The following is a 22,852-nucleotide window of genomic DNA, read 5'->3' as shown; positions in this document are numbered from 1 at the left end:
AGGCTGCCTCTGCGGCAACTGTACTCACGAACCCTGGTCACGTACTCTGGTACGCTTTCAGGGTTCGTTCCTTTGTTGTCTTGAGGCAACTCGAATTATTTTGGGTAGACGTAGTGAAAATCTGCTTAATGGATGAAACAGGCGCCGGAGACGGCGCCTTATCTGTTCTTGCGTCCCGTTGGGGGCTGGAGCATGACGAAAATAACCTGATGGCGCTGGTGCTTACAACGTCTCATCTGGAGCTGCGTAAGCGTGATGAGCCGAAGCTCGGTGGCATTTTTGTCGATTTCGTGGGTGGGGCGATGGCCCATCGGCGTAAATTTGGCGGCGGGCGCGGAGAGGCGGTTGCAAAGGCCGTTGGCATCAAGGGCGATTATTTGCCGGACGTGGTGGATGCGACGGCGGGACTGGGGCGTGATGCCTTTGTGCTGGCGTCAGTGGGCTGCCGGGTGCGGATGCTGGAGCGTAACCCGGTGGTGGCAGCACTGCTGGATGACGGCCTGGCGCGTGGCTACGCGGACCCGGAAATCGGCGCGTGGCTGCAGGCGCGTTTACAGCTGATTCATACTTCCAGCCTGACCGGACTTGTAGATATTACCCCACGTCCGCAGGTGGTCTATCTCGATCCCATGTTCCCGCATAAGCAAAAAAGTGCGCTGGTAAAAAAAGAGATGCGGGTTTTTCAGTCGCTGGTGGGGCCGGATCTGGACGCCGATGGGCTTCTGGAGCCGGCGCGTAAGCTGGCGAAGAAACGCGTGGTGGTAAAGCGCCCGGATTATGCGCCGCCGCTGGCGGATGTGGCGACCGCTAATGCGGTAGTGACGAAGGGGCACCGGTTTGATATTTATCCCGGAACACCGGAGTGAATGAATAAGGGCTGTACGGCCGGGCGTTTGTAGCCCGTACAGGGCGCCAGCCGCCGTCCGGCAATACGAGCTAAACAGACAGTGCCAGCGGATGGGATTGCCGAAAAACAAAACGCCCGCAGTCGCGGGCGCTAGCAGGCAAAAGATGCGAAGCGGTTATTCTTCGTCTTCATCTTTCAGCGGAACAATCAGCATGTCCACATGGACAGTATTGATGAGCTGACGCGCTGAGGACATCAGTTTGCTCCAGAAGTCCTGATGATGCCCGCAGACTACCAGGTCCATATCGTATTTCTTAATGGCATCCACCAGTACCTGCCCCAAATCGCCGCTACCACTCAAGGTTTCCGTGATCGGATAGCCCGCGTTGGTAGAAAGTTCGGTCAATGCATGATGTGTTTCATCAGAGATACGTTTTTGCATATCGCCGAGGTTAACGTCGATAAGACCCGTGTAGAGATCAGAATAATTTACATCGACATGAATCAGTGACACCTTCGCGTTATAAGGCCGCGCCATGGATACTGCTTTATCAACCAGCAATTTGCTTTCAGGAGAAAGATCGACTGCGATGAGAATGTGTTTGTAAGCCATAGTGTTACTCCTTCCATAAGTTGTCGATGACCATAGGGTTATACACCCCTGACACAGCACTGTTTCCCGCGTCCTGCGTACCACCTGCACGGGTAGCGCCCGGCCTTAAGGATTCATTTTATACTCTTCGTACTTCAAGCCGCAGATGCGTTGGCTACGTTCGTTCATCCCATCACATCGTCATCTATGTTCAGGGGATTCATTCTCTTGCCGCCTTCCTGTCACTCGAATTACCCGGAGTATGGGGAATATTTCTACCTTATAACTCTGTTCACTTATCGTCAATCTGCCTGGATCACGATTCACTTAACCAATATTTACAACCAGATGCACAAGATTGTTTAACGTTGTGGCAAAAAAATATACAGATCTCCTACACTATTTAATGAGCCGTTTGGATTTCAGTTTGTGATCTTGATCGGCTATTGGTAATACTCTTCACTGAATGACTTGGTTGATTATCTGGGAGCGGTAATCCCGGATCACGTTTCCGTGGGCGGTTCGCCGGGGGAGGAGATATGATCAGCACCGTCGCGCTATTCTGGGCTTTGTGCATCGTTTGTGTGGTTAACATGGCGCGTTATTTTTCGTCACTGCGCGCATTGTTAGTGGTACTTCGTGGTTGTGACCCCTTGCTTTACCAGTATGTTGATGGCGGAGGCTTTTTTACCTCCCATGGACAACCCAGCAAGCAGATGCGTTTAGTCTGGTACATTTATGGCCAGCGCTATCGCGACCATCATGATGAAGAGTTTATTCGCCGCTGTGAGCGCGTCCGGGGGCAGTTCATCTTAACCAGCGCGCTCTGTGGGCTGATTCTGGTGAGCCTGATTGCTCTGATGATTTGGCACTGAGCAAAAAAAACGGGCCAGTTTCCTGACCCGTTTTGTTGTTAAATCAGCTTGAGGGCTATCCAGTAAAGCACGCCCGAAAGGACGATGGACGCTGGCAGGGTAAAGACCCAGGCCATCAAAATGCTGGTGACGGTTTTACGTTGCAGACCGCCGCCATCGACGATCATCGTCCCCGCGACTGAGGATGACAGTACGTGCGTGGTGGATACGGGCATGCCGGTATAGCTTGCCAGACCGATAGAGACCGCCGCAGTCATCTGTGCAGACATCCCCTGCGCGTAAGTCATGCCTTTCTTACCGATTTTTTCGCCGATGGTGGTCGCCACACGACGCCAGCCAATCATCGTACCCACACCTAACGCCAGCGCGACGGCCATGATAATCCAGACAGGCGCGTATTCGATGGTGCTCAGCATGTCGCTTTTCAGCTTCTTAAGCAGACGCTGGTCATCAGTATTGACGTCAGGCTGTTTCGCGACCTGGTCGGTGATATCTGACAGACAAAGCATGATGCGACGCAGCTGGCTGCGCTGCTCCACGCCGAGTTTGTCGTAGCTTTCAATCCCGGTCAGCATCTCTTTTGCACGATCCAGCGCGATAATGGCGCGGCTCGGATGGCAGTGGAATTGTGACGGCGTGGCCATTGTTTCCGCAGGCGTCAGCGGTTGTTGCTCTACGCCCGTTGCCTTCTGCAGAAGTTCCGGATGCTGCTGGAAGTAAACTTCAACGTTGTTCACGGCGTCACGGGTACGGGTGATGTCATAACCTGAGGCATTCATGTTAACCACGAAGCCAGCAGGTGCGACGCCAATCAGTACCAGCATGATCAGACCGATACCTTTCTGACCATCGTTCGCACCGTGAGAGAAACTCACGCCAATAGCAGAAAGAATCAGGGCGATACGCGTCCAGAAAGGCGGCTTTCTTTTGCCGTCTTGCTTTTCACGCTCTGCTGGCGTCAGGTGAATACGCGCGCGTTTTTTACTACCGCTCCAGAACCGGCGCAGCAGGAACACCAGCCCACCCGCGAAAATCAGGCCGACAATTGGCGAGACAATCAGGGAAGCAAAGATGTTCAGCACTTTTGGAATGTTAAGCGCATCCACGACCGACGTGCCCGTCATCAGCGCGTTGGTTAAACCAATACCGATAATCGCGCCAATCAGAGTGTGAGAGCTGGATGCAGGCAAGCCGAGATACCAGGTACCCAGGTTCCAGATGATCGCGGCCAGCAACATAGAGAAGACCATGGCAAGGCCATGTGCTGAACTGACGTTAAGCAGTAAATCGGTCGGTAGCATATGCACAATCGCATAGGCCACGCTTAACCCCCCCAGCAATACACCGAGGAAGTTGAATACCGCCGCCATAACAACAGCCAGCTGTGAGCGCATGGCTCGGGTATAGATAACCGTTGCCACTGCGTTCGCCGTGTCGTGGAAGCCATTAATCGCTTCGTAGAACAGAACAAAACCCAGAGCAAGCAAAAGTAACAGCCCGGTGTGGAGATCCAGACCGGCAAATAAATGTAGCATAGGACGTTACGCCATTTTGAGGACATGAACGCGGCGCATTATCAGGGAGTTTGGCGGCATCGGCAAAGTGAAATATGGACTTTTTTTGACTTTCTTTCTGCTGAGCCTCCACGGTTTTAAGCATATTCTTATAATTTTCAATAAAATGGATATTGCTCTGCGTATTCGGGCTGGTGTGACCACTCTGAACTATTTACAATCCGCCGCGACATTATGAAGAGGATTTTAGTGTGGAACGGTTTGATGCCATTGTTATCGGTGCCGGTGCGGCGGGAATGTTTTGTGCAGCTCAGGCAGGGCAGGCGGGGTTACGCGTGCTATTACTGGATAATGGCAAGAAGCCAGGCCGCAAGATCCTCATGTCCGGTGGTGGTCGCTGTAACTTCACTAACCTTTATGTCGAGCCTGCGGCTTATCTCAGTCAGAACCCTCATTTCTGCAAATCTGCACTTGCCCGTTATACCCAGTGGGACTTTATCGATCTGGTGGGCAAATACGGTATCGCCTGGCATGAAAAGACGCTTGGCCAGCTCTTCTGTGATGACTCTGCTGAGCAGATTGTCGACATGCTGGTAGCGGAGTGTGAAAAAGGCAAGGTGACCCTGCGTTTGCGTAGTGAAGTCCTGAGTGTTGCCCGTGATGACGATGGCTATACACTGCAACTGAATGGTGAAACGGTGGCGGCGAAAAAACTGGTGGTCGCTTCCGGTGGACTTTCCATGCCAGGCCTCGGGGCATCGCCGTTTGGCTATAAGCTCGCCGAACAGTTTGGCCTGAAGGTTTTGCCGACGCGTGCCGGTCTGGTGCCATTCACGTTGCACAAACCGCTGCTGGAACAATTCCAGGTGCTCTCCGGCGTCTCGGTGCCTTCTGTGATTACGGCAGAGGATGGCACGGTGTTTAAAGAGAACCTGCTTTTTACCCATCGGGGTCTCTCCGGGCCAGCGGTACTGCAAATTTCCAGCTACTGGCAGGCAGGGGAGTTCGTTACGATTAACCTGCTGCCTGAGTGCGATCCCGACACTCTTCTGAATGAACAGCGCCAGGCGCACCCGAATCAAAGTCTGAAAAATACGCTTGCGATGCACCTGCCAAAACGGCTGGTGGAGTGCCTGCAACAACTGGGGCAAATTCCGGATGTCACACTCAAGCAGCTCAATAGCCGTGAACAGGAAACGTTGATCGACACGCTGACGAACTGGCGCGTGCAGCCTAACGGAACCGAAGGCTATCGTACCGCAGAAGTGACGCTGGGGGGCGTCGACACTAATGAGCTCTCTTCACGTACGATGGAGGCCCGCAAAGTACCCGGACTCTATTTTATTGGCGAGGTCATGGATGTTACCGGCTGGCTGGGAGGCTATAACTTCCAGTGGGCATGGGCAAGCGCCTGGGCATGCGCTCAGGCGTTAGCAGAATAATAAGAGGTCCTGGCGGGCCGGCATATGTCGCCTTCCAGTATGCAAAAGTCAGATATCGTCCATCGTATGATCGACCACGATCTCCAGGGTTTTGCGAAGGACGTCCTTTCTGACGACATCTTCTGAATTTTCCATCAGGTTAATCAGGCGCAGAATGATGGCTTTGTTTGTGACTTGACCATCATAAGCCAGAATACTGCGGATCACGCCCCCGAGAATAATGGCCTCTTCGGCCAATAAATCGCCAGCGTTACGAAAATAGTCAGACAATGTCTTGTTGGGCAAATTCTTATAAAGCTCTGATTTTTCAAGCATCACCTGGTTCATTTTCACGCCTTAATATAATTTTCCGTAATGGGGCCATCAGGTATCATTGCTTCCTGCTGCGGCCCTGTCGTTGGCGATTGCCGAATAATGGATAGACATTATCTCCGGCATCTCTGGTGTTCTCATCTTGCTCATCCCCATTCTGAACACGGGATGAGGCAATTTTATTACTACTAATTTCATCGATCAGACGCACAAGCAGCGCTCGTCTCTGGTTATCCTGCTCACTGCTCTCCATCTGTTGCAGTCGGGCAATGAGAGCCAGGGTGTTTATCGGGCCATTTTCTTTAAGAAGAAAAAGCAGGGCCTCTCCAATCAATTCATCTGCTAGTTGCTGATTATCACTACTATTCATAACTGTATCTCTGCTTGCCGCTCTGTTCATGAATGAAACGCGGCATGAAGTCATCTCTGTAAAGGAAGCAGGCTGACACCATAACTCACAGGAGTGACTTAATTTATCAGGATACTTTTACTGCATTTGGCTTACTCATTACCAAAAAGCAGACTTATAAGCCCCTGATAATGGCGTTCCTCTTCTGGCGTTGAGGCCTGCTCAAGACGGCTAAGTAATTTAGTACAAAGCGATTTACGGTTCAGATGGCGACCATCCTGGAGGATATCCACCACAATCTCACCTAACGTCTCTTGTTGAGACGGCAGATCTGCTGCGCTGAAATAGCGAGCGATGGCATTCGCTGTATCCGGAAGGTATCCGTTCTGTTGCATATATCACTCCTGTATAACCCGTAATTAATTATTGAAGTCGTTAAGCTATACAACTATAGAAAACCTGTACATAAAAATTGTACAAATTTAACGAGATTTTTAAACAATTAGTGCTATTTCTTTTTTTTCAATAAGATGGATGGCAAAAAAACAGAACCTTTCACCATTCCAGGCTACAATTTTGGGATGCGTTTATCTGCGATGACATCAAAAAAACCACATGGATGTTGGGATTGTCGTCTCCACATTCATCTGTTGTATACCCGCCGTTGGTCATGGTTGTTTACTGGTTACCCTACGTAAACAGCTGTCATTGTGGCAATTACAACGCTCTTTCTCTGGGATAGTTCATGCTCACAACTCTTATTTACCGCAGCCATATCTGCGATAACGTTTCCTTTAGCGTGCTGGAAGAGATGGTCGCTGCGGCGAACATAAAAAATGGTGAGGCAGATATCACCGGGATTTTACTGTTCAACGGCACCCACTTTTTCCAGTTACTTGAAGGCCCTGAGGAAAGTGTTTCTGCTATCTACCAGCATATTTGTAATGATAAAAGGCACTACAACCTGGTGGAGTTGTTACGTGACTATGCTCCTCTGCGGCGATTTGGTAAGTCAGGCATGGAACTCTTTGATTTACGTGAATATGACAGAGAGGAAGTCCTGCAACATGTGCTTGATAAAGGCACATCGAAATATCAACTGACCTATGAAGATCGCGCACTTCAGTTCTTTCGCACGTTCGTTGAGGATCTGGAAAAAGAGAACTATTTTGAGATTCCGCCAGGGGATGCCTGGGAATTTGTGACTGATGAAAGCGATGCTATTTCACAAACGCTGCCCCCTGACCGTGAGGCTGGCTGCTACTTCGCGTTTCAGCCCATTATCGATCCTTTCGCCCGGCAAGTCGTTTCAGTGGAAGCCCTGATTCGTACCCCTGAAGGCCATGCACCGCAAGCCTGGTTTGAGGGGCATAACAGTGATGAAATCTATAAGGCCGATCTGAAAAGTAAAAAGGTGGCGTTTGCCATGGCGGCCGCATTAAATCTGGGGGTGCAGACACTCTCTGTGAACCTGCTGCCAATGACGCTGGTGAATGTTCCCGGCGCGGTTAATTTCCTTTTAGATGCCATTAAAGCCAATAATCTGGTGCCTGAGCAGATCATTGTCGAGTTTACGGAAAATGAAGTTATTTCCCGTCTGGATGAGTTCACGAATGCCGTCAGGTTATTGAAAGCAGCAGGATTTCGTGTGGCCATCGATCACTTTGGCGCCGGATTCGCAGGTCTGCTTTTACTGGCTCAATTTCAGCCAGAGAGGATCAAAATTAACCGCGACCTGATAAAAGATGTCCATAAAAGCGGCCCCCGACAGGCCATTATTCAGGCCATTATCAAATGCTGTGTTTCTCTGGAAATCATGGTTTCGGCCGTGGGGGTGGAGAAGCCGGAAGAGTGGATGTGGCTCGAATCGGCAGGTATCTCTCAATTTCAGGGATATCTCTTTGCCCCTCCGGCGCCTGGTGCCATCCCTGCCGTTGCATGGCCGGAAAAGAAGGGCGGCCTGTAAATTCCTCCTGTCGTGATTTGTTAACTTTCCCTTACCGCAATACATATGCCGGCGGTAGGGGAGAGCTTGCTTTCTCTCTCCAGGCGCGAGCACCGGTGAAATAAAATCCATTTTTGCACATAGCCCGTTTCCGGTTATGCTTGCTCATAAGCGCTTTCTGGATTGTACAAGTTATGAAAGTTGTACAACCAGTACAGAAGCCTGAATTTTGAACAGTAACGTATTGGGTTTGAGTTGAGGGAAGCAATGACCTTTTACAGTATTGGCGATGTCGCTGAACGATGTGGAATAAATCCTGTCACGCTGCGCGCCTGGCAGCGCCGCTATGGATTGTTGAAACCTCAGCGTAGTGAAGGGGGTCATCGACAATTTGATGAAGAAGATATCCAGCGGATTGAGGAAATTAAACGATGGATTGAAAGTGGGGTTCCGGTCGGTAAAGTCAAAGCGCTGCTGGAAGAGAAAAAAGTAGATTCCCATGATGGATGGGAGTCGCTTCAGGAAGAGGTGATGTCCGTGTTACGGCAGGTCCGTCCTGCGAAACTGCGTGCCTTGATTATGAGCCTGGGGCGGGAACATACCGCCGATGTGCTTATTGATCATGTATTTGTACCAGTACGCCAACGGCTTTCTCTCGATCAAAGCACCGCTCGCGCCATGTGCAGTTTATTAGATGGCGTATTAATTGATTACGCCGTCTTATGCCTTACTCGTGCTCGTAAGAAGATGGGAAAAGACGCGCTGTTTATTAGTTGGGGCAGCGACGATCGTACCCGGATGTGGCTGGAAGCCTGGCGTTTGTCACAGCACGACTGGAATATTGATGTCCTCGCTGAGCCACTGGAAACAGTTCGTCCGGAGCTTTTTCCTGGTTTGCATATTTTCGTATGGACAGGGAAAGCATTATCGCGCCATCAACAAGAACAATTTACCCACTGGCGGGAACAGGGCTTTGCCATCGCCCTGCATGGAGCATAGGCTAAAATATAACGCGCACTCTCTTCTGTGTACTTTGCAGAAGGTGAGAAGCGCAGTTCCACCTTCCCGTGATTGTCTGTCCTTACTCAGTGATCGCTGAGTGATAATCTTTTGGACATATTCTCTCCTCATACCTTATTCATTCCTCAGACCTGATTTTCCTCGGGCTACGGCCCCTCTCATATTTCATCCCTTCTATTACCATGTTAAGAATCCCCTGAATATTATTTGACTGAAAACGTAATGGCTATAATAAAAGTGCAGGACATTATTTATGCCTGAAATTAAAGGAGGTGGATTTGGTTAAACCCGTTGATAAACATGAATTAGGTTATATTGCGATCGGTGAAGCAGTACTGGCACATATTGCCAGTAATAAGAAAATATCACGTGAGTCACTAATGCTGATGTTAACGCAACATGCTGAGGAGGTGACGAATGAATACCAATTATCGCGAATTTGGCTGGGCCACTCGATACTTAAGAATGCCAGCCATAGTCACTCTACTTACTGAAAATTAATCTTCAGTAACGTACCAGGGCCGCTTAAATCGGCTTTCAGGCAACTCTGATAACAGGCTATGCACCCATTTATTGATCGTATTTCACGATGTTAACAGGGCAACAGCCCGCATCGGGATTTGATTTATATACCGCACTCTGCTTCGTGAACGGCATGGAGAGGAGGAGTTATGACTTTATTTAGTCGGTTGATGATTCTTGGGGAACATCCTGATTCATTACGAATGGTCGGCGGCAAAAATGTAAATGAAAATTAGCGGTAAGAAAACAGTGTATTAGCGCTTTTATCTTATTCATTCAAAAGTTTATATCTGTAATTAACAGGAGAATTTTACCACTCTATGACTGAACAATCCGGTAATGTAAATTTAACCCGGGATGAACTGATTCGTGAAGCGATAGGCTTTGCGGCAGCATATTTAATTAAAAATAATTTACCTGTGACCACCCGCGGATTAAGTCAGACACTCCTGATGGAAGAGGAGAGAACGGATATTGCGGAACGTAAGGTAATTTATCAGGAAGCCAGGAAAATGGTTTTGCGTAAAATGCAGTAAATGAATGTAACAGGCTGCGTGTAATAATATCCGCAGCCTGATATACCAATCATGAGGAGGAGATGATGACAGTAAAAACAGCCGACAAAGCCACAGAAATTCTTATTAGTGAGGCGTTGGTTCAATTACTTGAGTGTGGCGCGGAAATAACGCATGACACACTAATTCACACTCTGGATGATAAAAGGGGAAATGTAACTGATCGGAATCTGCGAATGAGCTATTCCCGGGCGATTGATGAGGTGCGGACGCACCAGCATTTTTTGCCCCAACAGCACAGTGGAATTTACCACAGTAGCTATCAGATTCATTAACCCGACCCGAAGGTGAATAACCACCTTCGGTTTTTTATTCATGTTATTTCAGGAGGTTATTCGTTTTTAATATTATTTGGTTAAGGAAAATCTTAAGTTGATAACATTATGGGATACACAATTTTTAACGTATCATGCCTTTAATCTCACACTCCGGGCTGTGATTTTTACTAACACGATCAGATATCCTTCCAATTATGTGCTGCTAATGCCACAATGCCCGCCATGCTTATTGTTTAGCTGTGTTAATTGGTTACTGGCCGTAAGGTATTTTCCTGAATGCATAAGTAAGGTGAAATATGAATAACTCACACAGTGACGGCCCACAGAAGACGGAGGGCGCCTCGGGTAATGGGAAGCTGGGTCTGGAGCAGACATTAGGCGCTATCGTTATCCAAATGTTACGTGAAGGGCGGTATATTACTCGCCATAGCATCTGCATTGCCGTCGCTGAATGCATAGAAAAAAATACTCGCCCCGAGCTTGAAGCGCATTATGCTGATATCTTGCGAGTATTACTCAGCCGTGAGGCTGAGTAATTATCTGCGGCTACCGTCATCGCTAATTCGCATGAAATGCACGCTGGAGTCAGCATGATTAAAAATGTTAAAGAGAGTCTGGTTGAACTGGTCATGGGAGATGCCATTCTTGAGCTTCTTGAAGCTGATGCCCCCGTTTCCCATGAGGCACTCATCGCACAACTCGTGCGCAATCTTGAACAGGAACAGCGGGAATCACGGCGGGAAGCTATTCTGGCTGCCATTAATGAGGTACAGGAAAGTATCAAACTTATCGATCGTACCGGAGAAAAAGGGACCCGCTGGAATCAACAAGCCGTAAAAAAAAGCAAGTTGCTGCAAATGAATATTGCTTCACAAGACGTTGGTGATAAAAAACATTAAGTATTAAAAGATTATGCGTTTTCTCTGCTTCCACTGAACCCCGACTTTCACCGATAAAAATGTCCGGGCAGGCGAGATGTGTTTCTCTTTTCGAAGAGAGAGTTTCAATGCCATTTTTTCAAAGATCGTCCGGCGTTCTACTGACAACCATTTCCAGAGCACTACGGTACATACTTGTTTTTTCGGGGTCGCTCTCTTCTTCAATGTGGCGAATGATCGCCAGAATCACCGCTTTGTTACTGACTGGCAAATTTAACGAAGCCAGCTTCTCTTCAACGGTTTTTATAAAAGCAAGCTCGGCGCTGAAAACCGGCAGCCGAATGGTCTGTGACGGGTTAAGAAACTGTGTTACCGGGTGAAGGGTCATAGGAACTCTTTTCCTTTTTGCTGTATCGGTGGTAAATCAGAAAAATCCTCTTGCTCTGAAAATTTAGGCTTCTTTTGGCAAATTGCATAGCCACAGAAGCATTTTCTGCCTTTAGCGTGCAAATTAATTAATTCCCCTTCAGATTTAGAGGGTGTATTATACGTTTCATATATGATTCGTATAAGGTGAAACATGGGCATTGTTAAAATTTCGGACCTGATGCACGAAAACCTGCGTCTTGCCAGTAATGCGTTGAGCCGTTCGATCAATTCGCAGGCAGAACACTGGCTGAAAATCGGCATGCTTTCAGAGCTGTATCCGCATTTAACGCACCAGGAGCTTACCCGCCTGCTGGTTCGGTCTGAGCTTAAGGGCGGTGTGGATATCAATACGCTGGTTGACGATGAACCGCTGTCATTACAAATGGAGCATGAAGCCAGGTGACGAATATCAAACTCCACTCTCAGGAAGAGATTGAAATGGCCCGTGCAGCGGGCCACGCTGCGGCCAAAGTGCTGGAAATGATCAAGCCCCACGTTCGCGCGGGCGTGACCACCGATGAGATCGACAAGCTGTGCCACGATTTCATTCGCCATGAGTTAAAGGTAATTCCGGCGAATATTGGTTATAACGGCTATACCCGTACCGTCTGTACGTCGGTCAACCATGTCGTGTGTCACGGCATTCCATCGGAGAAACGCCTTAAGGATGGAGACATCATCAATATTGACGTGGCGATCATCAAAGATGGATGGTACGGCGATACCAGCCGTATGTATTTTGTTGGTGAACCCTCAGTACGTGCCAGAAGACTGACCAACATCACCTATGAATCGAGGGTCGCCGGGATAAACGCCGTGCGCCCTGGCGCTACACTTGGCGATATCGGCGCAGCTATTCAGCAGGTGGCGGAGTCTGCCGGTTTTTCGGTAGTGAAAGAGTATTGCGGTCATGGCGTGGGGCAGGAATATCACGCAGAACCGCAGATCCTGCACTATGGACGTCCGGGTACCGGGCTGGTACTGAAAAAAGGGATGATTTTTACCATTGAACCGATGATTAACGCCGGTAAAGCCGCCACGAGCGTGCTGTCCGATGGCTGGACGGTAGTTACCAAAGACCGTTCGCTCTCGGCGCAGTGGGAACATATGGTAGCGGTCACTGATACCGGTTTCGATTTGCTTACACCCTGGCCGGACCCTTCACCCGAGTATCCAGGGCTTTAATTCTCCTCTTCTTGTTTCAGCGGGTCAGACACGCTTTGACCCGCCTGCCTGGTCACCTCTCTGTACTCTGGCTGTCGCGAATAAAACGCCTCTGATGGCACGGTTTAATTCCTCTGCTTTCATCACAAATTCCTTCGGGTATTGCTGCGACAATCGCCGGGTGTCCTGTCAAAGATTTGCTTTTACTCTGCGCACATCTTATTTCGACTGCCGTTTTCTGCCTGCGCGCAAAATAAAACTCAATCTTTTATCTTAAATTTATGGAGTCTTCTATGACACTTTCCTTCTCTATTCCGCGCAGTATTATTTATGGCGAAAACGCATTAGAACATCTGGCAACCCTCAAAGGGAAAAAAGCCGCGCTGGTAACGGGCGGCAGTTCAATGAAACGCTTTGGTTTTTTGGACAGGGCCATCAGCGAGCTGAATAAAGCCGGTATGGAGTGTACCGTCATTGATAATGTCGAACCCAACCCATCGGTCGAAACGGTCTGGCGTGGCGCTAAGGCCATGCTGGAGTTTGAGCCAGACTGGATTGTGGCGCTCGGCGGTGGTTCCGCGCTCGATGCGGCAAAAGTGATGTGGTGCTTCTACGAGCACCCACACCTGACGTTTGAAGATATTATTCCCGTTGGCTCAATGCCCGCATTACGTAATAAAGCCCGTTTCGTCGCCATTCCGTCCACCAGTGGCAGCGCCTCTGAAATCACCGCGTTCTCGGTCATCACCGATACGGCTCATCACATCAAATACCCGATTGTGGCGGCAGACCTGGTGCCGGATATTGCCATTCTGGACCCGACTATTCCGGCAAAAATGCCGCCGCATGTTACCGTACATACCGGGATGGATGTGCTGACGCACGCGCTTGAGGCGTATGTCTCCACTGCGGCCAACTCTTTTACTGATCCCTACGCCGTAGAAGCCATTCGTCTGGTGTTTGAATATCTGGAAATCGCATATCTTTCGCCGAATGACCTGAATGCGCGTATGCACATGCATAATGCCTCTGCGCTGGCGGGCATTGCGTTTACTAATGCGTCTCTGGGACTGGTGCATTCCATGGCGCATAAGATTGGCGGCGAGTTTGGTATTACGCATGGTCTGGCGAACGCCATTATGTTGCCGTATATCATTCAATATAATTCTATCTACACCAATAAATACCAGAAGCTGGAAAAAGCGCTGGGCATTGGCAATCTGATTACCGCCATTAAGGATCTGAACAAGCGTCTGAATATTCCTGAAACCCTTGGGCAATGTGGCGAGGTTGAAATTAAAGAGGCCGCATTTATGCAGGTGCTCGATCGAATGAGTCATAACGCGGTAGATGACCCGTGCACCCTGACCAATCCCAATCAACCAACGGTACAGGATGTGAAAACACTCTATTCAAGCGCCTATTACGGCGCCTGATATTCAGGATGACAGGAACAAAAGCGTATGGCGACATACGCTTTTATTTTTGCCCCGGACCTTCCCGATAAGCGAACATAAACATCGCCGTAGCGCCGGGAATGGTTGCTCCACCTCTGCGCCTGAGAAAACAGCAACTGACGTATCGCGACAACATGCTAATTTTAAAACGGTTCACTCACGCGCGGTTTATGTTGCAAACGCAGGTATGGAGATAGCGATGTTTTTTATCTGGATGCTGATGCCGGCACTCTATATTGGTTCTCGTTTTATCTGGTGGCTTCCACTGTCTCCTGTGCTGCGCCTCGGCCTGTTCCTTGTGCTGGTGGGCATTTGTGAGTTCCGTTTTCTTAGCCGATGGCTGTGGGGGAGTTCCTTTTCCCCTGAGTGGCCGCGCCCGCTGGTGATGCTGGCTGGCGGGTTGTTTGGCGCCGTGGTGCTGTTCGCCAGTTTCCTGCTGCTTCGCGATATTCTCGCTTTACTGGTCGGGCTGCTGACCCGTAAAACGTTACCCGGTTTGCCCATCACGCTACCGCTACTCGCACTGTCTGTGGTGCTGGCGGGGATCGGCGTCTGGCAGGCGACGCGTATACCCCATGTTCGCACTGTCCACGTTGATATCTCCGGGCTACCGCCTGCGTTTGATGGCTACCGGCTGGTGCAACTGGCTGATATTCATGCCACGCGCCTGTTGCCCCGCAAATGGGTGCAGCAGATTGTCGCCAAAACCAACGCCCTGCAGCCGGATCTCATTGCTCTGACCGGCGATATGTCAGATGGCTCCGTTGGGGACCGACTGCCGGATGTCGAACCGCTGACGCAACTGCGGGCGGCAGATGGCGTCTATGCGATCACCGGTAACCACGAATACTATTTTGACTACGCAAGCTGGCTGCCAGCCTGGCAGAAGCTGGGTATTTCCTTTTTGACTAATCAGCATGTGCGTATTGCGCGCGGCGGCGACTCACTTGTGCTGGCAGGTATACCGGATATAGCGGCGAGAAATTACGGTTTCGAAGGGCCGGACCTGAAACGCGCACTGGCAGGTACGCGCCCCGATGATACCGTGATCCTGCTCGATCACAGGCCTGGTACCGCCGATGATAACGCCGCAGCAGGCGTGAAGTTGCAGCTCTCCGGCCATACCCACGGCGGGATGGTGCTGGGTCTGGATCAACTGGTGAAGCCCCTCAATAACGGCTACATATCAGGTCGCTATCCGGTCGGCCCGATGACGCTGTATGTCAGCAACGGTGCCGGGCTGTGGAACGGGTTTCCGCTGCGCCTTGGCCGTCCTTCTGAAATCACCGAGCTTATTCTGCACCCGGCAACCCCCACGGCGCGTTGAAAGCGAGACAGCCGCGTGATGGCGGCTGTTCCGGCTGATGATATTCGCCAGGAGGCCGGTTTTGGTCCCGACGGATAAACGAGGAGCATCGTCTGGCCTGTTCTGTTACCAACGATGCACTCCTGGCGGCGGTTTGCCGTTATCACTATTGATAACGCTGTGTTGTTATCCCTTTTTTGCCCGCAGCGCAGCAACCGCCTGCACACACTGCTCAACTACGTTATCAACCTCATGGTTGATGTCGATACGCATGACGTCATCCTCTGCCTGTTCCGGGCGTTCCAGCGCAGCAAACTGACTTTTAAGTAATTCTACCGGCATAAAATGTCCCTGCCGTTTCGCCATTCTCGCCAGAATGGTCTCATAATCGCCGTCCAGCCACAGAAAATGTACATTCGGACTGCCTTTGCGCAGAATATCCCGGTAGCGTTTTTTTAAGGCTGAACAAACAATTAAACCTGTTTCATTCTTTTTATAGAGACTGTAAGAGGCGTCATTTAATCGTTCCAGCCATGGCAATCTGTCTTCATCGGTTAAGGGAATGCTGGCAGACATTTTATCGATATTCTTTGCCGGATGGAGATCGTCCCCATCAATAAATTTCGCACCAAGTATGGCGGCGGCTTTGGCTCCAATCAATGATTTTCCGCTTCCCGATACCCCCATCAAAATATAACTCTCACCGCGCATTTAATTACTCCCGTCTCATTTTGATGACGCGGATATTACCCTGCAAATAGCGATGCGTTTATGTTTTTCTGTAGTTGCAAAGCAGAATTATAAAGCGCGTCACGTTATGCGTAACATTGCAGTGTAACAATTTTTGAGCGTGACTTTCATCACAATTCAGGCCAGATAAAACCGTTTAAATGCCCACCAGGCCACGTCCTGACCAGAGAGGAAACATGAAGATTAAAACTCAATCCTGCGTTGTAGCGGGAAAGCAAACTGTTGACGTTACCGACCAGGAAATTGAATGGAATAATAAGGGTACATTGGTACAAATAACCCGTGGGGGGATTTGTGGATCCGATTTACATTATTATCAGGAAGGCAAAGTCGGTAATTTTTCTGTTAAAGCACCGATGGTATTAGGCCATGAAGTTATTGGTAAAGTTGTCCATTCAGATTCAGAGAAATTACATGAAGGACAAACTGTTGCGGTAAATCCATCAAAGCCTTGTGGTCATTGTAAATATTGTCTGGCGAAAGAAGAAAACCAGTGTACGGAAATGCGTTTCTTTGGCAGCGCGATGTATTTTCCCCATGTTGATGGCGGGTTTACCCGTTTTAAAGTGGTGGATACTGCGCAATGTATTCCTTTTTCCGGTAATGCTGATGCCAAAACCATGGCCTTTGCCGAACCGCTGGCGGTCGCTATTCACGCAGCCCATCAGGCTGGTGACTTACAAGGTAAACGCGTCTTTATCTCGGGTGTTGGCCCTATTGGCTGCCTGATTGTCAGCGCGGTGAAAACCCTGGGCGCGGCAGAAATTGTGTGTGCGGATATCAGCCCTCGCTCACTTGAACTGGCGCAAAAAATGGGGGCCGACACGCTACTCGATCCGCGTAGCGCTGACCTGACACCGTGGAAAGCGGAAAAAGGTTATCCGCGTAGCGCTGACCTGACACCGTGGAAAGCGGAAAAAGGTTATTTCGATGTCAGCTTCGAAGTGTCAGGCAATCCGACATCCATTACCACCTGCCTGGAAGTGACACGCGCCAGAGGGGCGATGGTTCAGGTAGGGATGGGCGGCCCGGTGGCGGATTTCCCGATGATGATGTTAATTGCCAAAGAAATCGCGCTGAAAGGCTCCTTCCGTTTCACCACTGAGTTCAATACCGCTGTCTCCTGGCTGGCGAATGGCGTGGTGGATCCGCTGCCGTTATTGAGCGGCGAATACCCCTTCACCGAGCTGGAGCAGGCTCTGAAATTTGCGGGCGATAAAACTCAGGCCGCCAAAGTTCAACTCGTTTTTTAATGCATCGTGATAAGGAATAAGACCATGAACGACCTTTTTTCACTGGCGGGCAAAAATGTCCTGATTACCGGTTCTGCACAGGGTATTGGTTATTTATTAGCAACGGGCCTTGGGAAATACGGCGCACAAATTATCGTTAACGATATCAATCAGGAGCGTGCTGATGCTGCCGTCGAGAAGCTGCGCGCAGCAGATATTCGCGCCGTGGCCGCGCCGTTTAACGTGACCAAAAAAGCAGAAATTGATGCCGCAATCGCGCGTATTGAGGAGCAAACCGGGCCGATTGACGTTCTGGTCAATAATGCCGGTATCCAGCGCCGCCATCCGTTTAATGACTTCCCGGAACAAGAGTGGAATGACGTGATCGCGGTTAACCAGACGGCGGTTTTCCTGGTATCACAAGCGGTGACCCGTCGCATGGTTGAGCGTCAGGCCGGGAAAGTGATCAACATCTGTTCCATGCAGAGCGAACTGGGACGCGACACCATCACCCCCTACGCCGCTTCTAAAGGTGCGGTCAAAATGCTGACCCGTGGTATGTGCGTTGAACTGGCACGCCACAACATTCAGGTGAATGGCATTGCTCCGGGTTATTTCAAAACGGAGATGACCAAAGCGCTGGTCGAAGATGAAGCGTTCACCAGCTGGCTCTGCAAACGTACTCCTGCGGCACGCTGGGGCAACCCGGAAGAGCTGATTGGCGCAGCGGTGTTCCTCTCCTCTAAAGCCTCTGATTTTGTTAACGGTCATCTTCTGTTCGTTGACGGCGGCATGCTGGTCGCTGTGTGACTCGTTAGCACTAAGACGCAGCGCTTCGGCGCTGCTGGTTCGGCACATAACAAGAGACAAGATTATGCCATTACTGATTATCGCGGCAGGTGTAGCGCTGCTGCTGGTCTTAATGATTGGTTTTAAAGTTAACGGGTTCATCGCCCTGGTGCTGGTTGCCGCCGTCGTAGGATTTGCCGAAGGTATGGATGCGCAGGCCGTATTGCACTCCATTCAGGGAGGCATTGGCGGAACCTTAGGCGGCCTGGCGATGATTCTCGGCTTTGGCGCCATGCTGGGGAAGCTGATTTCCGACACCGGGGCCGCCCAGCGTATTGCCACTACGCTGATTTCGACATTCGGTAAAGAGCGGGTGCAGTGGGCGCTGGTCATTACCGGGCTGGTCGTGGGGCTGGCGATGTTCTTTGAAGTGGGCTTTGTCCTGCTGTTGCCGCTGGTATTTACCGTGGTGGCTTCGTCTGGTCTGCCGCTGCTCTATGTCGGTGTACCGATGGTAACTGCGCTCTCCGTGACCCACTGTTTTCTGCCGCCGCATCCGGGGCCGACCGCTATCGCCACCATTTTTGAAGCCAATCTGGGCACAACCCTGCTGTATGGCATGATCATTACTATTCCGACGGTTATTGTCGCCGGGCCGCTGTTTTCGAAACTGCTGACGCGTTTTGAAAAAGCGCCGCCAGAGGGGTTATTCAATCCGCATATCTTTGCCGATCATGAGATGCCGGGTTTCTGGAACAGTATTTTCGCGGCGGTGATGCCCGTGATCCTGATGGCGATTGCGGCAGTCTGTGAAATTACCCTGCCAAAAGGCAATGGCGCACGTGTTTTCTTTGAGTTTGTCGGTAACCCGGCGGTGGCACTGTTTATTGCTATTGTGATCGCCATTTTCACTCTCGGATTGCGCAATGGCCGTAATCTCGAAAATGTGATGGAGATGGTGGGCGCCTCCATCGGTGCTATCGCGATGATTGTTTTCATTATTGCGGGCGGTGGGGCGTTCAAACAGGTCCTGGTCGATAGCGGGGTAGGCAAATATATTTCACAATTAATGACCGGCACCACCCTTTCGCCGCTGCTGATGTGCTGGACCGTTGCCGCCGTATTACGTATCGCGCTGGGGTCGGCCACCGTAGCGGCCATCACGACCGCGGGTGTCGTGCTGCCGATAATCAATGTCACCCATGCCGATCCGGCGCTGATGGTGCTGGCTACCGGGGCAGGCAGCGTAATTGCGTCACACGTCAACGATCCTGGATTCTGGCTGTTCAAAGGCTACTTTAATCTCAGCGTTGGTGAGACACTGCGTACCTGGACGGTAATGGAAACGCTGATTTCGTTTATGGGCTTACTGGGTGTGCTGACGCTTAACGCCATCCTCCATTAACTTCATTTTCCGCAATGACGGCATTCCCGGGAAAAGTGGTTAAACCGCTTTTCCCGGGAGGGAGAGACGATGAGAAATCACAGAATTTCACTGCAGGATATCGCCACACTGGCTGGGGTCACCAAAATGACCGTCAGCAGGTATATCCGCTCGCCTAAAACCGTCGCGAAGGCAACCGGCGAGCGCATCGCGATGATCATGGAAGAGATCAACTATGTCCCCAATCGTGCGCCTGGCATGTTGCTCAATGCGCAAAGCTATACGCTGGGTGTGCTGATCCCCTCTTTCCAGAATCAGCTGTTTGCTGACATTCTCGCGGGCATTGAGTCTGTGACATCTGACCATAATTATCAGACGCTTATCGCTAACTACAATTACAACAAAGAGTCCGAAGAAGAGTCGGTGATTAATCTGCTTTCCTACAATATCGACGGCATTATCCTCTCCGAAAAGCACCATACCGTTCGCACGGTAAAATTTCTGCGCTCCGCCAAAATACCCATTGTTGAGCTGATGGATGTGCAGGGCGCCAGGATGGATATGGAGGTGGGATTTGATAATCGCCAGGCCGCCTTCGATATGGTGAGCACCATGCTGGCTAAGCGTCAGCGGCGCAAGATTATCTATCTGGGGTCGAAAGACGATATGCGCGATGAGCAGCGTTTTTGTGGTTATTGCGATGCCATGCATCAGCATCAACTGGAGGCTTACCGTATTAATCCCCGCGCGAGTTCGTCCATCTATCTTGGGTCGCAGCTGATGGCCGAGGCCTTTAAATCCCACCCGGATCTTGATGGGGTTTTTTGTACAAATGACGATATCGCGATGGGCGCGCTGTTTTACTGTCGCGAACACGATCTTGCTGTTCCGGAGCGCATTTCCATCGCCGGTTTTCATGGCCTGGAAATGGGCAAACAGATGATTCCAAGCCTGGCGAGTGTGATCACGCCGCGTTTTGACATCGGAAGAATGGCGGCGCAGATGTTATTGAATAAGCTAAAAAATGACGCGCTCAATCACAACACTGTCGATTTGGGTTATCAAATCTACCAGGGAAAAACCCTCTGACTCCCGCACCATCCGCCATGACTCCCCCTCCGTATAAAAAAAATTCATCACAAATTGTTGTGAAGTGTTAAGCGGTTTTTACCGATATATGAAGCATGAGTTAATTGGGTTATTTGCCACAGGGCGATTGCCCGAGCGGGGAAACATGAGCACACGTAAAAAACTCACAGCCAGAACACTCATGCTGGCGTCTATTTTTGTCACCATCACCATCGGGTTTCTGGTCACCATTGGCCTTTTGCTCTGGCAGTCTATGGGCCAGCAGGAAGCGGTCGCCAAAAGACATCTCCAGCAAATTGCGCTCACTGAATCATTACGTGTTCAGCAACAACTGGACTCGGCGCTGAATGCCGCGCGCGATTTGGGCAACAGCGCCTGGGCATTACACCAGTCCGGGCTGACAGAACGGCGTGGCCTGGACCAGTTACTGACCGATTATCTGCACCAGCATCCTGATTTCCTGTCGATGTCACTGGCCTTTGAAGCCAATGCCTTTGACGGTAAAGATGCGGAGTTTGCAGGTAAAGCGGATCAGGATCCGGCAGGCCGCTACGCGCGCTATGCTGACCGTGATAACAGCGGTAACCCGGCGCTGCACAACCTGGTGGATTATGAAACGCCGGGCAGCGGCGACTACTACCTTTTGCCGCGTCAGCGCCAGAAAGAGGTGATTATCGAGCCTTACATCTATCCCTATAACGGTGTTGATGTGATGCTGACCTCCATCGCGGCACCGATTGTCCGCGACGGTAAGTTTCAGGGGTCGGTGACCTCGGATTTCTCGCTGGAAACACTGCAAAAAATGATTGGCGCAATCAAGCCGTGGGAAGGTACGGGCTATGCGCTGTTGCTCTCGGCAGATAACAAAGTCGTTTCCAGCCCTGACAAGGCGACAACGGGAAAATCCTGGACAGGGACAATCGGCGGAGAAGCGGTGATACGCACCGACGATGCCCTGTTAAAAGAACCTGCATTTATCACCTGGCGCACCATCGACATTGGTAACAGCCAGACGCCGTGGAAGCTGGCGATTGTCACCCCGGTCAGCGTAGTAATGGCCGAAGCGTGGCACTACCTGCGTAACGCCATCCTTTTGATGATCCTCAGCATTATCATTGTCAGCGTGGTGGTGGCGATGGTGTTCACCCGCAAAGTTGCGCGTCCGGTAGGCGGCGAGCCGACGGAGGCCTCAGAGATTGCGCTCTCCGTGGCGCAAGGGGATTTGAGTCATCAGATTTCTGTGCGTAACGGCGATAACAGCAGCATCTTTTATGCCCTGCATACCATGCAAACCCAGCTCCGGCGTATCGTTGGCAGTATTAACGATGCCAGCCATTCTGTACGTGCGGGAAGCAGTGAAATCGCGGCGGGCAACCTTGATCTGGCCTCCCGAACCGAAGAGCAGGCTGCGGCAATTGTGCAGACGGCTGCAAGCATGGAGCAGATTTCCGTAACCGTGAAAAACAACGCCGAGAATGCGCACAAAGCAACATCACTGACGCAGAACGCGGCGCAGATTGCCGGGCAGGGCGAATCGCTGGTGGCAGAAGTGGTTGATATCATCGGCAAGATTGATGAGAGCGCGGGCAAGATTGGCGATATTAACAGCATCATCGACAGCATTGCTTTTCAGACCAATATTCTGGCACTAAACGCGGCAGTCGAAGCGGCCCGCGCCGGTGAGCAGGGCAGAGGCTTTGCGGTCGTGGCCGGTGAAGTGTGTAACCTTGCCCAGCGCAGCGCCAGTGCGGCGAAGGAGATTTCGGCGCTGATTGAGGAGTCCTCCGGGCGCGTCAGTAAGGGGGTTACGCTGGTCAATGAGACGGGGGCGATGATGAAGCAAATCATCGCATCGGTTTCCAGTGTGCATCTGGTGATTGCCGAGATTGTGCAGGCGCTGGATGAGCAAACGAAAGGCGTGAGTCAGGTGAGCGAGGCGGTCAATCAGATGGATAGCGCCACCCAGCAGAATGCGTCACTGGTGCAGCAGATCTCTGCGGCGGCCATGTCGCTGGAGGAACAGGCGAAAAGTCTCGAGGAGACGCTGGCGTTTTTCTCTGATGCGCGGCAGAGCTATTTGTGCTAATTAGCAGGCTGATCGTT

General features: G+C 50.7%; 26 protein-coding genes and 1 pseudogene. 20 read left to right on the top strand and 7 right to left on the bottom strand.

Features of this window, described 5'->3' with window-relative positions; translation table 11 throughout:
* Positions 1-113: 113 nt before the first annotated feature.
* Complete coding sequence (rsmJ, locus tag AAIG39_RS03605; protein ID WP_343193205.1) at positions 114-866, top strand: 16S rRNA (guanine(1516)-N(2))-methyltransferase RsmJ; 753 nt, start codon at positions 114-116, stop codon at positions 864-866.
* A gap of 156 nt (positions 867-1,022) precedes the next feature.
* Here rsmJ and uspA read toward each other — a convergent pair whose 3' ends face one another.
* Complete coding sequence (gene uspA, locus AAIG39_RS03600; protein WP_047372731.1) at positions 1,023-1,460, bottom strand: universal stress protein UspA; 438 nt, start codon at positions 1,458-1,460, stop codon at positions 1,023-1,025.
* A 518-nt stretch (positions 1,461-1,978) separates the two neighbouring features.
* Here uspA and uspB point away from each other — a divergent pair.
* Entirely contained in the window at positions 1,979-2,314 is a 336-nt protein-coding gene (gene uspB / locus AAIG39_RS03595) for a universal stress protein UspB (RefSeq protein WP_041851285.1), read from the top strand.
* Between the two features lie 38 nt (positions 2,315-2,352).
* On the opposite strand, the gene pitA is transcribed toward uspB, so the two are convergent.
* Positions 2,353-3,849, bottom strand: coding sequence for an inorganic phosphate transporter PitA (gene pitA, locus AAIG39_RS03590; protein WP_249569471.1), 1,497 nt, complete (start codon positions 3,847-3,849; stop codon positions 2,353-2,355).
* A gap of 230 nt (positions 3,850-4,079) precedes the next feature.
* Here pitA and AAIG39_RS03585 point away from each other — a divergent pair, with 230 nt between their 5' ends.
* Complete coding sequence (locus AAIG39_RS03585) at positions 4,080-5,270, top strand: BaiN/RdsA family NAD(P)/FAD-dependent oxidoreductase (protein ID WP_090083828.1); 1,191 nt, start codon at positions 4,080-4,082, stop codon at positions 5,268-5,270.
* A 48-nt stretch (positions 5,271-5,318) separates the two neighbouring features.
* Here the strand turns inward: AAIG39_RS03585 and AAIG39_RS03580 are convergent, their stop codons facing one another.
* The 3 genes from AAIG39_RS03580 to ycgZ all read right to left on the bottom strand — a co-directional run bounded on the left by AAIG39_RS03580 (position 5,319) and on the right by ycgZ (position 6,326).
* Positions 5,319-5,585, bottom strand: a complete 267-nt coding sequence (locus AAIG39_RS03580; protein WP_249569548.1) for a biofilm development regulator YmgB/AriR family protein — start codon at positions 5,583-5,585, stop codon at positions 5,319-5,321.
* Positions 5,586-5,640: 55 nt separating this feature from the next.
* Complete coding sequence (locus tag AAIG39_RS03575) at positions 5,641-5,952, bottom strand: hypothetical protein (RefSeq protein ID WP_090083831.1); 312 nt, start codon at positions 5,950-5,952, stop codon at positions 5,641-5,643.
* A 131-nt stretch (positions 5,953-6,083) separates the two neighbouring features.
* Positions 6,084-6,326 carry a regulatory protein YcgZ gene (gene ycgZ, locus AAIG39_RS03570; RefSeq protein WP_343193204.1) on the bottom strand — a complete coding sequence of 81 codons (243 nt, stop codon included), beginning with the start codon at positions 6,324-6,326 and terminating at the stop codon, positions 6,084-6,086.
* Between the two features lie 350 nt (positions 6,327-6,676).
* On the opposite strand from ycgZ, the gene AAIG39_RS03565 reads away from it, so the two are divergent.
* The 7 genes from AAIG39_RS03565 (at position 6,677) to AAIG39_RS03535 (ending at position 11,170) form a co-directional block, all read left to right on the top strand.
* Positions 6,677-7,897 carry a diguanylate phosphodiesterase gene (locus AAIG39_RS03565; protein WP_090083834.1) on the top strand — a complete coding sequence of 407 codons (1,221 nt, stop codon included), beginning with the start codon at positions 6,677-6,679 and terminating at the stop codon, positions 7,895-7,897.
* Positions 7,898-8,143: 246 nt separating this feature from the next.
* Positions 8,144-8,875 carry a MerR family transcriptional regulator gene (locus AAIG39_RS03560; protein ID WP_090083835.1) on the top strand — a complete coding sequence of 244 codons (732 nt, stop codon included), beginning with the start codon at positions 8,144-8,146 and terminating at the stop codon, positions 8,873-8,875.
* Between the two features lie 299 nt (positions 8,876-9,174).
* Positions 9,175-9,390: a hypothetical protein gene (locus AAIG39_RS03555; RefSeq protein WP_090083837.1), complete on the top strand. Its 216-nt coding sequence runs from the start codon at positions 9,175-9,177 to the stop codon at positions 9,388-9,390.
* Positions 9,391-9,738: 348 nt separating this feature from the next.
* A complete protein-coding gene (locus AAIG39_RS03550; RefSeq protein WP_090083839.1) occupies positions 9,739-9,954 on the top strand; it encodes a hypothetical protein in 216 nt (71 codons plus the stop codon).
* Positions 9,955-10,016: 62 nt separating this feature from the next.
* Positions 10,017-10,268 (top strand): hypothetical protein, encoded by a 252-nt coding sequence (locus AAIG39_RS03545; protein WP_249572395.1) that lies wholly within the window; start codon positions 10,017-10,019, stop codon positions 10,266-10,268.
* 299 nt (positions 10,269-10,567) lie between these two features.
* Positions 10,568-10,807 carry a hypothetical protein gene (locus AAIG39_RS03540; protein WP_090083842.1) on the top strand — a complete coding sequence of 80 codons (240 nt, stop codon included), beginning with the start codon at positions 10,568-10,570 and terminating at the stop codon, positions 10,805-10,807.
* Positions 10,808-10,861: 54 nt separating this feature from the next.
* Entirely contained in the window at positions 10,862-11,170 is a 309-nt protein-coding gene (locus AAIG39_RS03535) for a hypothetical protein (RefSeq protein ID WP_090083844.1), read from the top strand.
* 118 nt (positions 11,171-11,288) lie between these two features.
* Here AAIG39_RS03535 and AAIG39_RS03530 read toward each other — a convergent pair whose 3' ends face one another.
* Positions 11,289-11,537 carry a biofilm development regulator YmgB/AriR family protein gene (locus AAIG39_RS03530; protein ID WP_090083845.1) on the bottom strand — a complete coding sequence of 83 codons (249 nt, stop codon included), beginning with the start codon at positions 11,535-11,537 and terminating at the stop codon, positions 11,289-11,291.
* Between the two features lie 192 nt (positions 11,538-11,729).
* Here AAIG39_RS03530 and AAIG39_RS03525 point away from each other — a divergent pair, with 192 nt between their 5' ends.
* The 5 genes and pseudogenes from AAIG39_RS03525 to AAIG39_RS03505 all read left to right on the top strand — a co-directional run.
* Positions 11,730-11,981 carry a ParD-like family protein gene (locus tag AAIG39_RS03525; RefSeq protein WP_090083849.1) on the top strand — a complete coding sequence of 84 codons (252 nt, stop codon included), beginning with the start codon at positions 11,730-11,732 and terminating at the stop codon, positions 11,979-11,981.
* Positions 11,978-12,763, top strand: coding sequence for a type I methionyl aminopeptidase (gene map / locus AAIG39_RS03520; protein WP_343193203.1), 786 nt, complete (start codon positions 11,978-11,980; stop codon positions 12,761-12,763). The genes AAIG39_RS03525 and map overlap by 4 nt, the downstream gene beginning before the upstream one ends.
* 272 nt (positions 12,764-13,035) lie before the next feature.
* The gene (locus AAIG39_RS03515; RefSeq protein ID WP_090083852.1) at positions 13,036-14,178 is read left to right on the top strand and encodes an iron-containing alcohol dehydrogenase; all 1,143 of its coding nucleotides are present in this window, start codon (positions 13,036-13,038) and stop codon (positions 14,176-14,178) included.
* 220 nt (positions 14,179-14,398) lie between these two features.
* The gene (locus tag AAIG39_RS03510; protein ID WP_343193202.1) at positions 14,399-15,526 is read left to right on the top strand and encodes a metallophosphoesterase; all 1,128 of its coding nucleotides are present in this window, start codon (positions 14,399-14,401) and stop codon (positions 15,524-15,526) included.
* A gap of 59 nt (positions 15,527-15,585) precedes the next feature.
* Positions 15,586-15,678 (top strand): annotated as a pseudogene (locus tag AAIG39_RS03505) (type II toxin-antitoxin system YoeB family toxin); the annotation flags it as partial.
* 13 nt (positions 15,679-15,691) lie between these two features.
* Here AAIG39_RS03505 and idnK read toward each other — a convergent pair.
* Positions 15,692-16,216, bottom strand: coding sequence for a gluconokinase (gene idnK / locus AAIG39_RS03500; protein WP_249572391.1), 525 nt, complete (start codon positions 16,214-16,216; stop codon positions 15,692-15,694).
* A 215-nt stretch (positions 16,217-16,431) separates the two neighbouring features.
* Here idnK and AAIG39_RS03495 point away from each other — a divergent pair, with 215 nt between their 5' ends.
* The 5 genes from AAIG39_RS03495 to AAIG39_RS03475 all read left to right on the top strand — a co-directional run bounded on the left by AAIG39_RS03495 (position 16,432) and on the right by AAIG39_RS03475 (position 22,835).
* Positions 16,432-17,508: an L-idonate 5-dehydrogenase gene (locus tag AAIG39_RS03495; protein WP_343193201.1), complete on the top strand. Its 1,077-nt coding sequence runs from the start codon at positions 16,432-16,434 to the stop codon at positions 17,506-17,508.
* Positions 17,509-17,532: 24 nt separating this feature from the next.
* Complete coding sequence (idnO, locus tag AAIG39_RS03490) at positions 17,533-18,297, top strand: gluconate 5-dehydrogenase (RefSeq protein WP_090083857.1); 765 nt, start codon at positions 17,533-17,535, stop codon at positions 18,295-18,297.
* 64 nt (positions 18,298-18,361) lie between these two features.
* Entirely contained in the window at positions 18,362-19,681 is a 1,320-nt protein-coding gene (locus AAIG39_RS03485) for a gluconate:H+ symporter (RefSeq protein WP_090083858.1), read from the top strand.
* 69 nt (positions 19,682-19,750) lie between these two features.
* Entirely contained in the window at positions 19,751-20,749 is a 999-nt protein-coding gene (gene idnR, locus AAIG39_RS03480) for a DNA-binding transcriptional regulator IdnR (protein ID WP_090083860.1), read from the top strand.
* A 145-nt stretch (positions 20,750-20,894) separates the two neighbouring features.
* Positions 20,895-22,835: a methyl-accepting chemotaxis protein gene (locus tag AAIG39_RS03475; protein ID WP_343193200.1), complete on the top strand. Its 1,941-nt coding sequence runs from the start codon at positions 20,895-20,897 to the stop codon at positions 22,833-22,835.
* Positions 22,836-22,852 lie beyond the last annotated feature (17 nt).

It is taken from the genome of Phytobacter palmae (genome assembly GCF_039409775.1).
GTDB lineage: Bacteria > Pseudomonadota > Gammaproteobacteria > Enterobacterales > Enterobacteriaceae > Phytobacter > Phytobacter palmae.
This window is presented reverse-complemented; position numbering and strand designations above follow the sequence as displayed.